11 protein-coding genes are annotated in these 13,810 nt (G+C 45.3%); 4 read left to right on the top strand and 7 right to left on the bottom strand.

Going from position 1 to position 13,810, the window contains the following annotated elements; translation table 11 throughout:
• Positions 1-10: 10 nt before the first annotated feature.
• Positions 11-643: a metallophosphoesterase gene (locus L0660_RS05410; protein WP_235158478.1), complete on the top strand. Its 633-nt coding sequence runs from the start codon at positions 11-13 to the stop codon at positions 641-643.
• Between the two features lie 11 nt (positions 644-654).
• On the opposite strand, the gene L0660_RS05415 is transcribed toward L0660_RS05410, so the two are convergent.
• The 4 genes from L0660_RS05415 to L0660_RS05430 all read right to left on the bottom strand — a co-directional run bounded on the left by L0660_RS05415 (position 655) and on the right by L0660_RS05430 (position 4,848).
• Positions 655-1,539 (bottom strand): c-type cytochrome, encoded by an 885-nt coding sequence (locus L0660_RS05415; protein WP_235158479.1) that lies wholly within the window; start codon positions 1,537-1,539, stop codon positions 655-657.
• A gap of 292 nt (positions 1,540-1,831) precedes the next feature.
• Positions 1,832-2,626 carry an oxalate:formate antiporter gene (locus L0660_RS05420; protein WP_235158480.1) on the bottom strand — a complete coding sequence of 265 codons (795 nt, stop codon included), beginning with the start codon at positions 2,624-2,626 and terminating at the stop codon, positions 1,832-1,834.
• A gap of 72 nt (positions 2,627-2,698) precedes the next feature.
• The gene (locus L0660_RS05425; RefSeq protein WP_235158481.1) at positions 2,699-3,112 is read right to left on the bottom strand and encodes a hypothetical protein; all 414 of its coding nucleotides are present in this window, start codon (positions 3,110-3,112) and stop codon (positions 2,699-2,701) included.
• 749 nt (positions 3,113-3,861) lie between these two features.
• Complete coding sequence (locus tag L0660_RS05430; RefSeq protein WP_235158482.1) at positions 3,862-4,848, bottom strand: ScyD/ScyE family protein; 987 nt, start codon at positions 4,846-4,848, stop codon at positions 3,862-3,864.
• Between the two features lie 332 nt (positions 4,849-5,180).
• Between L0660_RS05430 and L0660_RS05435 the strand changes: the two genes are divergently transcribed.
• Both L0660_RS05435 and L0660_RS05440 read left to right on the top strand, forming a co-directional pair.
• Positions 5,181-8,297, top strand: coding sequence for a sensor histidine kinase (locus L0660_RS05435; RefSeq protein WP_235158483.1), 3,117 nt, complete (start codon positions 5,181-5,183; stop codon positions 8,295-8,297).
• A gap of 105 nt (positions 8,298-8,402) precedes the next feature.
• Positions 8,403-9,035, top strand: coding sequence for a response regulator transcription factor (locus L0660_RS05440; RefSeq protein ID WP_235158484.1), 633 nt, complete (start codon positions 8,403-8,405; stop codon positions 9,033-9,035).
• Positions 9,036-9,054: 19 nt separating this feature from the next.
• On the opposite strand, the gene L0660_RS05445 is transcribed toward L0660_RS05440, so the two are convergent.
• Complete coding sequence (locus tag L0660_RS05445; RefSeq protein ID WP_235158485.1) at positions 9,055-9,807, bottom strand: GIN domain-containing protein; 753 nt, start codon at positions 9,805-9,807, stop codon at positions 9,055-9,057.
• 295 nt (positions 9,808-10,102) lie between these two features.
• Here L0660_RS05445 and L0660_RS05450 point away from each other — a divergent pair, with 295 nt between their 5' ends.
• On the top strand, positions 10,103-10,486 hold the full coding sequence (locus L0660_RS05450; protein WP_233795919.1) for a hypothetical protein: 384 nt from the start codon (positions 10,103-10,105) through the stop codon (positions 10,484-10,486).
• 56 nt (positions 10,487-10,542) lie between these two features.
• On the opposite strand, the gene L0660_RS05455 is transcribed toward L0660_RS05450, so the two are convergent.
• Together L0660_RS05455 and L0660_RS05460 are read right to left on the bottom strand one after the other, a co-directional pair.
• Entirely contained in the window at positions 10,543-12,045 is a 1,503-nt protein-coding gene (locus L0660_RS05455) for a glycoside hydrolase family 32 protein (protein WP_235158486.1), read from the bottom strand.
• A gap of 41 nt (positions 12,046-12,086) precedes the next feature.
• Positions 12,087-13,805: a RagB/SusD family nutrient uptake outer membrane protein gene (locus L0660_RS05460; RefSeq protein ID WP_235158487.1), complete on the bottom strand. Its 1,719-nt coding sequence runs from the start codon at positions 13,803-13,805 to the stop codon at positions 12,087-12,089.
• Between the last annotated feature and the right edge of the window lie 5 nt (positions 13,806-13,810).

Genomic DNA, 13,810 nt, shown 5'->3' on the forward strand with positions numbered 1-13,810 from the left:
CAGTTCCAAAATGATACCATTCCGTAATTTGCCCTTCAAAATTGATGAGGTTTACCTGACCTCTGACACGCATTATGGGCATAAAAATATTTGTTCAGGAACAACAACGTGGCCGGAAGATCATGCCGGGGGATGTCGAAAATTCCCGCTCATTGAGGAGATGAATGATGCCATCATAGCCGGCATTAATACAACTGTGGGCAAAAATGACCTGCTGATCCATTGCGGCGATTGGTCGTTTGGTGGTAAGGATAACATCCAGATATTCAGGAAGAAAATTGCCTGTAAAAATGTGATCTTACTGCAAGGCAATCACGATCACCATATCTCGCGGGCGCATGTGGGCCCGCAAAACTTATTTATTGAATTTACCCAGATAGGCTTCTATCAGGTGGAATCCTTCAAATTCGTGTGTGCCCATTATCCTATGTCGATCTGGCACCAGTCGCATCACAATGTTCCTCTTTTCTATGGACATGTTCACGGCTCGTACGAGAACGTGGGCAAATCCCTGGATGTGGGAATAGACAATATTTTCAAAATAAAGCAGCATTATGCGCCAATTGGATTGCGAGAGGCATACGACATTTGCCAGCGTAAGCCCGCATTTCTCGAATCGCATCACGACGAGTTCACCAATTGAATTGTTGCTTGTTATCTTTTCCTTTTTATAGGTGGGACAGTTTGTAAGTAGGCGAATATGGCAGAACTTTCATCTTCCGTCAATTCCGGGAATAGCGGCATAGGGTAACTGATAACCGAATTGTCTTTTGAAATGCCCTCGGTAATAGCACGTCTGAACTCGGCATCCGTCCAATTCAGGATGCCGGTTATGTGCGGCGTAAGATTCGGTGATTTGATCTTTTTTCCGCTTGCATCCCGCAATTTATTCCCACCACCCAAATAGCCCTTCGATCTGGCCGGATCCAGCGGGTCGAGCGAAACAAAACTTTTGGAATGACAATGGTAGCAAGCCAGGTTATCGACCAGGTATTTCCCGAGCATCACCTGATCCTCTTTGGGCTTTTGAATGCTGTGGTTGCGATATTCCCCGGGTTTCATCATGCTCAAACCAAGCCCGCCCGCTGGCATGTACTTTGTTTTACCCGCGCTCCTTACCGATGGCTTTACGGCAGCATCATCGGATTTCAAGTAAGCAATGATGTCGTCCAGGTCCTGGTCGGCCATATTGGGGCGGTGCATGTAAGGCATTAGTCGTCCCGTCCTGCTTACGCCCGTGCGGATCAGGTAAGCTAGTTCGCCGGGCGTGTATTTGCCTGCACCGCGCTCGGGATCCTGCGTGATGTTAGCGGAGTAGATCTTACCGATGAATTTTGGCGAGTCTTCCAGTCTTTTGCCACTGAAATCCTTTGTCTCAAAATTATAATGGCAAGATCCGCAGACCAGCATGGTAAGTCGTTTTCCTTCTGCAACGTCCTGGGACTCGACTTTGTATTCAATCTTTTCTGTCTGGTACTGAATTTTACACCCGGAGGCAATAAAGATCGCCCCCGGAAGCATCCAACTTTTCCAATTCATGGCTTTAAAATGTACTTTCTGAAATACAAAAAATAGCTGTCACAAGCAGCCAACGGCTCCATTTAATGACCGTCAATGCGCACTTCATCCGTCAGATCGCCCGGATGTCATGAGGCGGATGCTAGTTTAGCAATGTTGTATAAAAAAGGGAAGTACACTTTGCAGCAATTGGCCTTAATGGACAACGAATTGGCCATTTTATGGCATCAATTGGGTGAGTGTGGATTTTAAAAAATAGCATAAAATTTCTTCCGGGAAGTTTCCGGATATCTTACGCGCTTCGCAATGAATGTTACCGGGAAGAATCGTTCGTGTAGTCGGACAAGTAAGCCATTACAGCTTGTTCTGCGCGGTGGTTTATCTGGAGGGATTCGGGCTTCGTGGCTTCTCTTAGGAAGCGATAATAGCGGACTGTGTTTTGCAAAGCATTGAAACAGGATTCGGCGTTATGTTCCGCCATCGTGTTTTTCATGAATGTTAAGTCTTGCTCAGGAAGCAGGAATTCTATTTTCCTTACCCCTTTTGGCAACTCATTATTACTGATCAAAGCCAGCGGCCCTAGTACAGTTTGCTGGATAAATGAGAAAAATGTTGTCGTTTCAAAATACTCTCCACGGCCAATTTTTGCGGCTGCATAATGAACCCAAACCCAGAAACGGTCTTCAATCCACTGCAAATCAGGATGGGGGAATTTAGCCACGGACTGTGTCAGTACGTCGGTTAACACACCATTTCTTTCCCAGATTATAACCGGATCTTCCACTCTGGAAGCCATATCAGGCAGGCAGACAAACTTTAAGTCGACATGAAGCATGGGGTTATTGTACAGACAAATCAGTAATCTTGGCTCACCTACATGCTCGCCAGTGAAACACGCGAGCAAATCGCCGGCTGATTCGGCCAATGCTTTTTTATCTTCAAAAGAAATTGTTTCAGACTGGTGAACGATGACCAGGTCAATGTCTGAGAATTGGTCCATCCGGCCATCAATCCAGGAACCACCTGCTGCCAGGGCGAGGAATTCATTATTAGATGAAAGAATCTCGGAAAAAGAAGTAACAAATTCTTGAAAATAGATAGGCTTCATGAAGAGAATTGGTTGGAAAATTATTGCGGAACACATTGCAATAATGGTATAGTTCCCAATTCCTTCAAAATCTCAATAGCGGCGTCCATGGACTTTATATTTCCGGTTCTCAGCACCATGCTGCACTTCCAGGATCCCGCGATAGTCGGAAATGCCGATCTCGCTTTTTATTTCGTCCCGGATAATCAACCTGACGTTGTAGTTTTCACCCGAAAAATAATCCGTAAAACCCTTCCGGTCTTTGTCTGTCATGGTGTAGCTAACATTAATGGTCCGGCCATCGATCATCAAATTGCCTTTTTTTAAAGGTGTAGCGACGAAAATGTATTGATTTTCGGACAATGGTGTCGTTGCAAGACAAAAGTAATATCCAGGCTCCACTGCGCGCGACTCGTTGGAAACGGCCGGTAAGTGATTCGAAGAAGCTGCACCCAAATCCCATGCAGTCCAGTTAAAACAGGCGATAATGAAGGATAGAAAAACCATATAAGTCAAGGATTAAGTTGGACAGAATGTATACTTCGATTGGGACTGTGCCTTTCAAAAGAGGTATCCCAGGCTTTTAAATATCACGTGAACATTAGGCCAGAGCCGGATCAGCAGGCTGAAAGCGTGTTAGCAAAATTTCAACCATAAAGAAAATAAAGCCGGGAAGATGTTTCGACCCGGCTAAAATTTAATACGTTGAGTATAGTCTAGGTTGATATTTTTATATACAAGTGTGTTTTTAAGCCTTGAAGCCTAATGTCGGCGTAACAAGCCCGCATCCGGGACAGTACTTATCATTTGACTGTGAAGCTCAGACTTCAACTTACTGCTTTCCTCAGCCCTTGCTCGTGCCTCTTTGAGGTAGATGCAGAGTATAAGAAAAAGACTCGCTATTAGTAAAGTGCATTTATTGCTCATGAGTATGCGGATAGTGTGGCCCCCTAGCAGACCATGTATACAGCAAAATTTTCATGCCAGAAAATGGAGAGATTAAATACAAAAAAGCGGAATAAATAACCAATCGGTTACTTCATTCCGCTTTTTTGTATTTAATCCTAAATTGATAGCACTGGAATAATTAGTGCAAGGAAGAACCGCACCATTATTTGCGAAACTTAGAATAATTATAAATAAATTATCCGATTTCGTGTCGCCTGAAACGGTTTTCTGAGACGTAACTTCCCCATTGAGATCATGGAAGCGCTACTATATCGGGCGACAGTCCACACTTTTCCGGAAAAATGAACTCATTTATACGACAACTTGCTGATTGTCCCGTCCTGATAGCTAAGCAAATAGTAGAGTTTGCCGAAGCCACGAATAATGTCAGTCGGCCGCGAAAGACTGTCGAGCAGGATCTTGCCGTCTTCATTGAGCACTTTGCCAGACTTCGCCGCAAATCCCATTGCTCCGAAAACACCATGCTGGATGACGATGGGCTTCTGGTTGGCTGAAAGTGTAATGCCGGTCAGGGTTGTGAAGTTAGACTTGTAGACCTCAACCGCTCCCGAGGTCTTTACCTCAAAGATTTTGGCATCACCCGGTGTGAAAGGGAAGCCGGTTAATGTGCTTACCAGGAATTTGCTTCCGTCGTAAACGATGCCGGTTGGCACAGCCTCCACGCCCGCTGCAACATTGGGTATTTTAGCAAACAGGCTTAGCGCGCCGCTTGTCTTGTGTCTTTTAATAATGGCATTGCTTCCGGCGTCAACGATGTACATATGATCGTCCGGCCCGAATGTAAAATGGTATGTATTTGAATTAATGGGATTGGTCAAAGCCAGGCTTTCGACATAGCTTCCAATGTCTGCTGAGTCGATAAGGGCCAGTGCAACAGGGCTGTCGCCGGATTTGAAGGACGACACATCGGCTGTGTAAAGTATGCCGTTGGAGCCATGCAGAAAATATAATTTCCCTGCGCGGTAAGCCAGATGCGCTATTCCTTCTATGGATCCTTCCCGCATCAGGGACTGGAGACCGGTAACAAATGTCGTTTTCACGCCGGAAGGGGTAATCATGGATACGCTGCCGTCATCGCCTTTACCGGATCCTGCTTCGGTTACCCACAGGTTGTTCTTGTCATCCGCTGCCATCCCGATCGGATATTTCAGGCCGCTTACAAATAGTTCGGAAGACAAAGTTTCCGGTTCAGGTTCAAAAATGTCGTGATCTGTGCAAGCCAGGACGAAGAGGAAAGCCAGTAATGTTGAAAGTGAGTAAACTAATTTTTTCATTGTTTTGAAATTGAGGTTGTTAAGGATGATGATTGTGGAGCTTTTGGCTGTGCAGACCAGGGAAATCCTGTGAAGAACGCTGTTGCAGCATTTTCACAGAACCTGGCATTGGACATAGTGATTAAGAAAAAAACGTTGAGTAAAATCTTAGCGCAAAAGAAGATAGGAAAGCGCCATAACGCAATAGCAAATTATTGCTATACAGGCTGGTTTTACTTCCTTAATCATTGTTGTGACAGGCGGTTAGAAAAAAGGTTATTTGTTCTTTAATCGAAAAGTCAACTTTAAGAGTATACAAGTTACATCCGTCTTATATTCACTCCCACCTCTTCATGCTTCGCAGAGTTTTACAGTTCAAGATAAATTTGTCTTGCATAAAAATCCACTTGTATGGTCTGCTGCCTTTCCTGGTTTTGCTTTTTACGGATATCTGTGTGGCGCAGGCTCCGCAAACGCGTGTAAACATTCAGTTGCTTGGTCCGGAGCAAGGCTTGCCAAGCCGGAATACGCGCGCGCTCGCCCAGGATGGCCGCGGCTTCATGTGGGTGGCAACCGGCCAGGAGCTATGGCGTTATGATGGTTACAGTTTCCAGAATTTTACGGACATGCTAACCCGATCCATCGGCAGCGGAACCCTGATCAACCAAATCAAGACCGGGCCGGGTGGTGACATATGGGTGACGCATAATATCGGCGTCAGCATTGTCGATGTCCTTAACCTCACGTGCAAGACCATTAAACCTTCAACTGCTCTCAAAAGTGTTGATTCCAAACAGCATCTGGATGTTTTTTTTGACAGTGATCAAAATGGCTGGGTTTCGATACCGCGTGGAAAGCTTATTAAGATCAGTAAAGATCTTGTCCCTGAGGCACTATATATGCCACCAACCCATGCGGGGCAGGCTTCCGGTGTCGCGAGCCAGGTCACCAACCTGTTTCTGGACGGGAAAGGCAAGCAATATGCGTTTAGTGACGGGACTTTTTTGGACGAAATTGATGATAAAGCCAAACTGGTTAAACGAACTGATCTGACAGGAAATGACATTAACCTCCGTCCATTTCGCATCTTCAGTGTAGTGCAGGTGAGTGCGGATACATTATTAATATATTTTGAGCAAAAAACAGGGAAACACTTCCGGATGCGGCATTATGCATTCAAAACCGGACGTTTTGGCCCTATCACTGATACGGACGCCCCGATAGCGCCCGGGATCATTTATACTGATAAAGGAAATTATAAGTGGTATAAATCTTCAAAGGAAATTGGTTTATTAAATCAAAAAACCGGTCAATTCACCGATCTGACCACCCGCCTGCTGCAAAAATCAGGTGCAGACATTTACTTTTTTGCCGCCTGTTTGAGCACCGACGGCAGTTTTTGGGTGGCAGGCGTGAACGGTCTGATAAAAGTTACGCTTACCGAAGAGATTTTCAGAAGATACATGAGCGTGCCTTTGGAAAAAACCGGCGATATCGGCAGCAGCGTCAGAGGCATTACTGAGGACAATTCCGGAAAGATCTGGGCGTGTTCCTATGGCTATAACCGTGACGGTTTGCAATATCTGCTTCATCAGATCGATCCCGTGACACATAGGAGCAGGCATATGCAGCTGCACAGCCAGAACAGGACTATGAAGAATACGGTAATTCCTTACAAAGTGCTTTTTACCAAAAACGAGGTTTACGCAGTAACAGATGGCATCGAGTTCCTTAAAATTGATCCTGAGACAGAGGCTTACGCGGAGGTGGATTTCCCGTTCGTGAGCGGACGCGGCTTTACTTCTTTCTATAAACTCAATGACTCAACTTTCTGGACAGGCACCTGGGGTGGAATGGGCATTATCGGCACGCGGGATATGCAACCTGTTCTTTTGAATGATAAAGCGGGGCGCTATATCAAAAATGTGCGTGTTAACAACTTCATGCCCTGGCAGAAAAACCGTGTTTTGGTCAGTACAACCAATGGCTTGTATGTGCTGAATGCGGATGCCAGTATTTATGAACATTATGGACAGGCAGCCGGAGATAAGATCAAGCTTCCCGCTTTGCAGATTTTCCATACAACATGGTTTGAAAATGCACTTTGGGCGGCCACCGGGCAAGGCTTGATCCGCATTGACGTGGATAGCAAACAAACGCGGCTTTTTACCACGCATGACGGCCTGCCTGATAACAACATTTATGCGGCCCTGCCCGACAAACGGGGGAATCTTTGGATGAGTACGAATAAAGGTTTGTCGCGCTTTAACACGAAAACGGGAAAATTCCATAACTACGGCATTTCAGACGGCTTACCTCATTTGGAATTCAATCATGGATCCTATCTGAAATCAAGAGACGGCACACTTTACTTCGGCGGCCTGAACGGCGTGGTGGCATTCAACCCGGAAGAGCTTGATTCAAACGCGAAAAAAGAAAGTGCATTGCAGCTTATTTCCTATTCGAAATTCGATGCGAGCCGGAACAAAACCGACACTATCATTACCCACCAGGCTGGTCAGCAGATCGTTTTCAATCCAGGTGACCGCCTGTTTGCCTTTACATTCATGAGTCCGGATTACCAGAATACGTCATTGAACCGGTTTCGCTACAAGCTGGAAGGGTGGGGGGACGATAGGTGGCAAATGTTTGAATTTGGGAACAAACTACTCTTTAACAGTCTGCCACCGGGTGATTACATGCTGAAAGTCCAGGTTTCCGTTGGCGGCGCCGATTGGAGCAGCCAGGAATGGCAGTCACCGATCCGGGTGCTTACGCCCTGGTATCAATCGGTTTGGTTTTTCATTCTCAGTCTGCTGGGTGTGGGGTTGCTAATTTACTTTTTTTATCAATACAGGCTCCGGCAGATCATGGATATCCAAAAAATCCGCAACGGGATCAGCGCCGATATGCATGATGAGATCGGGAGCACGCTTAGCAGCATTACTTTTTACAGCCAGGCATTGCTCATGCAAATCGAGAAAACGGAACATCAGCAGGTGGTCCGGAAGATAAAGGAAAATGCCCAGCAGGTTCAGGAAGGGCTTAGCGATATTGTATGGAGTGTCAAAGCCGGGAATGACCAGATCGAGGACGTGTTTGCCCGGATGTTTGAGTTTGGCAGCACATTGGCCGAGTCCAAAGGATTTACTTTTCGTTTTGAAACAGATATTCAAATCCAAAACCTGAAACTGGATATGCAGACAAGGAAAAACCTGTATCTGATTTTTAAAGAAGCGATGAACAATGCTGCCAAATATTCCAATGCTAACACCATAGATGTATTTACAATGCGGGAAAGCGGCCATACAAAGCTGACTATCCATGATAATGGCCGGGGCTTTGATCCGGATTTCATCAGGAAGGGCAATGGATTGGCCAATATGCACCACCGTGCGGCACAGATGAACGGCCTGCTTACGATACACTCCGTCATCGACGAGGGGACGACCATTACGCTGGTATTCTGATGCAATGAGGATGACTAGTATTTGCTATATTGTAGAAGAAATTCGAATGCTAATTTTGTAGGATATTTTATTTCAACATCATATTAATTGCTATTGACTCACCGTATGGCGTCAAGGATCATCATTTTCGACGATAATCAGGAAAGATTGAGCAGCGTCTCCATGCTCCTCAATCTCTCCGACGGTTTCGTGTGCACCGGAACTTTCCCAAATGCCAACAACCTTCTGGTCAACATTACCGAATCGAAACCGGACCTTGTGCTCATGGATATAGACATGCCCGGAATTAACGGCATCGATGCAACTATCCTGATCAGAAGGCATTTTGGCGCATTGCCCGTGCTCATCCAAACGAACTTTGAAGAAGATGAGCGGATTTTTGGCAGTCTGCAAGCCGGTGCCAATGGATATTTATTAAAAAAGACAAGTCCGGAGCGGTTTATCGAGAGTTTGCGGGAGGCGCTTGAAGGCGGCGCGCCCATGACCGGCAGCATTGCCACCAAAGTCCTGCGCTACTTTTCTGCTGAAACCACAGCTAAAAAAGACTACCACCTGACCGAGCGTGAGAAGCACATATTGGGTTTTCTCGTCAAAGGTTACAGCTATAAACTAATCGCCGCAGAATGTGGCATTGCCTACAACACAGTAAATAACCACATCCGCAATATCTACGATAAACTTTACGTAAACAGCGCCACCGAAGCAGTAAGCCTGGCGATCAGGGAAAGGCTGGTGTAAGGTTTGGGGGGCTCAGCTGTCAATTAAACTTAAACATATCAACATTCCGGCTGAATGATTTCATAGAAGTCATCTGGTCCATAGACGGATAAGTGATATCTGGCTTTGCATTACCCACATTATTGAGTGTGCTTTCAACAAATAATTTGGCTGTAAGTTGTTCTAAAACATTCAATTCGGACTTGCAGTGCGTTTCTTCAACAATGTCTAGGTTCTTTATTGCCAAATCCCTTGCATTCAAGTTGCTTTTTGTGAATAATTCGGCATGCATATCATTCGCTGACCCACTTAATGCAGCATTACATGACGTTTCCATCCTCAGGTTTAAGGAATTCAATTTTACCATTCCGGTAATGGATGATTTGGTTTGAAGTTTTACAACCAGATCATCATTTTCAAGTGGAGAAAGTAATTTGATGTTAGAAACGCTACCCAATATGCTGTTTATACTGTTACTGTAAGTCAGCATTATTTTAGGGCTTCCGACATTTCTTAATGGCTGATTTCTCTCGTAATGAATAACAAGCGTGTCGCCATCGACCTTACTTACGATGTGCTCAATAATATTTGATTCTGCTGTCAAAGAAATAGAATTGGTTTTTCCTTTTTGTAAATCCACATCCAGTCCGATAATTCTTAAATGACTGAAATTTGGAATCTCCCCACTCGAATTTGTCATTTGCTTATTGACTACAATTTCAGTCTTCATGCCCTGACCTGCCACTGTGCTGCACATTAAAGCAAATACGGAAACATAGAATAGATTTCTCATGGTTTATAAATTTTGTATACACCAATAATACAAAAATTTATAAGATTAGTCAAACGGCAGATACTTCTATCAGCCGTTCTCCATGATCCTGCAATTTCAGCGTTCTATTGCCTGAGTAGAATACAGCTGACCGAATTTGGTAAGACACTAATCCCCGTCATCGCCGCATTAGGGCAATGGAGCGATGAACATGAAGGCCGTTTGCGGGATGTGATTATGAGACAAGTAGTGAGTGCTGAATGATACGCGTGCAGGTATGGTTCTTGTCTTGATTTTCTAAAACCTACGTATCAAGATGAAACAACAAGATTTAAAAACCGCAGGCAGGCTATTGCTGGGAGCAAGTCTGGTTTATGCAGGCATCAGTCATTTAACATTCGCCAGAAAAGAGTTCCGCGCACAGGTCCCTGACTTTATTCCACTTAAAAAGGACGACACAGTAGTCTATTCCGGGATCGCAGAAATCGCCCTCGGAGCTGCTTTGATCGCCACACCTCAGGAACACCGCCCCAAAATCGGAAAGTTCGCTGCTGCATTCTTCACCGCCGTTTTCCCCGGCAACATCACTCAATACACCCACCAGCGAAACGCATTCGGACTCGATACGGATAAGAAGCGTTTGGTAAGGTTATTTTTTCAGCCGGTGTTAGTATGGTGGGCGCTGGCGAGCACGCGTTGAGGTTGGTTTCCTGTCCATGCGGCAAATTTTTACATTTGCCGCATGGAAATAGATGATTATTCTACCGAAGGTTTCAAAACCGTGTATTTCAAATTATCAACAGTAATCCCTGTAACGGATTTGATAGAAAGTTTGGACATCGGGGTTTCCGGAAAGAAAATATCGGTCATCACCGTTAGCCCATTGTCTGCAAAAAGCTCCACGGAAGCAACGTCTGCAATTAATGTTAATGGAATATCACTTCCCGTTGCAAACCTGGGCGCAATGTGTTTTTCTCCAAAACCTTTTTCAAAATCAATGGCACCTGATTTCGAGCGGTCAATGTAATACTGATTTTTTGCTTTCTCGTAGCCGACAATCAGTTCGTTGCCCGCTTCGTTAGCCAGCACAATGGAGAAATCTGCTGTGTTTTTAGTCGTTACATCCAGGCGGAAAAGTCCGGTTTTGTTCTTTGCTTTTTCCGTCAGATCCAGCTGATCTTTCAATTTTACATTCTTCATCGAGAATGTTGTAGTGTTCAAAACATCCAGTTCTTTCACAGGAACCGACGTCAGGTAAGTTTCTTTTCCAACTGTTTTCAAACCCAACTCACGGGCAATCGTATTCGCACTTCTCCACGGATCTGTCGGAACCTGATTGGCATATTGCCAGTTGCTCATCCAGCCCATCAGAATGTTGCGGTTGCCAGTGTTGGCGAATGTTACCGCTGCGTAATTGTCCGTTCCAAAATCCAGCCATTTGGTTTCCTTTGAATTGGAAGTGAATGTCTTACCATCAAAATCTCCGAGGAAATATTGTCCTGCCGAGCCTTTGTTTGGCCCGCCCGGATTAATGTTTACGATTAGCACCCAAATGTCTTTTCCTTCATGTTTTATCGGGAAAAGATCCGGACATTCCCATACGCCGCCGTGGCCGCCTTCATTTGCTCCAAATTCACTTTCACGCGTCCAGGATTTCAGGTCGGGAGAAGAATAAAACGTGATGCGGTCTTTGGTTGCCAAGGTCATTACCCATTTTTTCTGCGGCTCAAACCATCTCACTTTCGGGTCACGGAAATCGGTTACGCCCGGATTCTGGATCACCGGATTTCCTTTGTATTTCGTCCAGGTTTTACCGTCGTCCAGACTATATGCAATGCTTTGCGTTTCGTGTTTGCCGGTTTGCTTTTTTTCCTCAACCGGGTCATGATGTGTAAAAATGGCCACCAGCGCGTCCTTGCCGAATCCTGCCGTATTGTTCTTGTCCACAACCGCGCTTCCCGAAAAGATGTAACCCAGACTATCCGGATACAAAGCAATCGGCTGCTCTTTCCAGGCGATCATATCCTTGCTCGTGGCATGTCCCCAGTGCATCGGTCCCCAAACCTTGCCGTCCGGATAATATTGATAAAACAAATGGTAAATCCCGTTGTGAAACACCATCCCATTCGGATCATTCATCCAGTTGGCTTTGGGCGTAAAGTGAAATTGAGGACGGTATTTTTCTTTAAAATCCTGCGCAATGGCATTCGAGCCGGTTATGGCACAGATAAGGAGTAATGCAATGATTATTTTTTTCATATCTTAATTTAATTGTGTTTGGGCCAGAACAGTTCTGACATTTACCATCCTGCATTTTGTTTGTACAAGCCGCTGCTGAAATTGATCTGATTCAATGGGATAGGCAGATATTCATCCCGGCCTGCTGTAAATTTCGCATCTCCCAAATGCGTTGCCCTTGTTTTTTCAATCTCGAAATAGGCATTAATGTTTTCAGCCGCAACGCCCCAGCGAACCAGGTCGAAGAAATGATAACCCTCGCCAGCAAATTCAAGTCGTCTTTCCCAACGCATCGCCGTTCTTGCATAGTTCTGTGTCCAGTCCGAACTCTTAACATATGGTTTGACCCTGAAATTTGCTGTGAGTTTTCCATCCGCTGCTACCAGCAAACCTGTACTTGTGGCTGCGCGGGCGCGGATCCTGTTGATCAAAGGAAGTGCTTCGTCTTGTCTACCCAATTCTATTAATGCTTCGGCTTTCCAAAGCAGTACATCGGCGAACCGGATAATCTGCCAGTTTTTAGCGCTGGACATAAATGGCGGCACCTTTTGAAAAGATGGATCCGTTGGTAAAACCACTTCCTTAATGCTTGCAAATGCACCGTAAACCGCCGGAGCACGAGCCCAGGATTTTTGAAATACATAGCTTTTTCCATATTTAAACGGAGCATTTGGTCTTGCTACGGTGTGATCCAGGCGCGGGTCGAAAGAACTGGTCTGGAAATCAAGCGATGCCGCAACGTCATTAGCAGCATAGGTTTGGAACAAAGGCAGTCCGTCAGCACTGGTTTTGAAGGAATTGATCAGGTCGTGGCTGGGAACGTGGAAACCGCAGCAGCCGTATTCCTGGTTCATGGTGTAATTCAGCGCGTGTCCGTAATCCAGCCTGCCGAGTGGCGTTCCGTCGTTTTTTGAATATTGAATTGCAAATACGGATTCGGGGCCGTTCTCGGTTGCTGTTAGAAAATTGTCAGCATAATCGGCGCTCAGGTTATACTTTCCGGAGTTGATCACCTCATCACAAAGCGAATTTACTTCTGTCAGCAAGGCTTTATTTATCGATACAACGGCATTGGTTTCGTTTTGTTCGTAAGCCTTGTACAAGAGTGTTTTTGCCAGATAGGCTTTTGCCGAAATCTTGTTAGCCCGGCCTTTGTCACTTTGATTTTCAGGAAGCTTGTCAACTGCGCTCCGGAAATCGGCTTCTATTTTTGACCATAGTTCGTCATTGGAAAGCTTGTCATTTGAAATGGTCGGATAGTCTGTTTTGGCAATGGTTTCATCGATATACGGGACATATTTGAACAAGATTTTCAGCAGGAAATAGAAATGTCCTCTCAGGAAATTGAGTTCACCCATACGCGCTGCTTTTTCGGGATATTCTGCTTCGGAAAATGCACTTACTCTTCGCATTGCATCATTTGTCCGGCTGATGCCCACGTATAATCTGAACCAAACCTGGTCGATCAATGCATTATCCACCCTGTTCAGGGAAAATGTTTCGAACAAATGGAATTCGGACAAATCTCCGGGGCCGTCGCCACCTTTGTACATATCGCCTCCACGAATGCTCCCATAGGCCCACATGCTGGAAAAAGGGGAGGTGTAATGATCGTTTCCGAGCGCGGAGTAAGCTGCTACCACCATTTTGTCCACATTTTCAGGCGTATTCAAATCGTCGCCCGAAATGACACCCTGGGCAGGTTCTACCAGCGCATCATCGCAGCCTGTGAAAAGCACCATGAGCAATGTCAGGGCGTATATTATTTTTTTAGTGATCATGATTT

It is taken from the genome of Dyadobacter sp. CY351 (assembly GCF_021502625.1).
GTDB lineage: Bacteria > Bacteroidota > Bacteroidia > Cytophagales > Spirosomataceae > Dyadobacter > Dyadobacter chenhuakuii.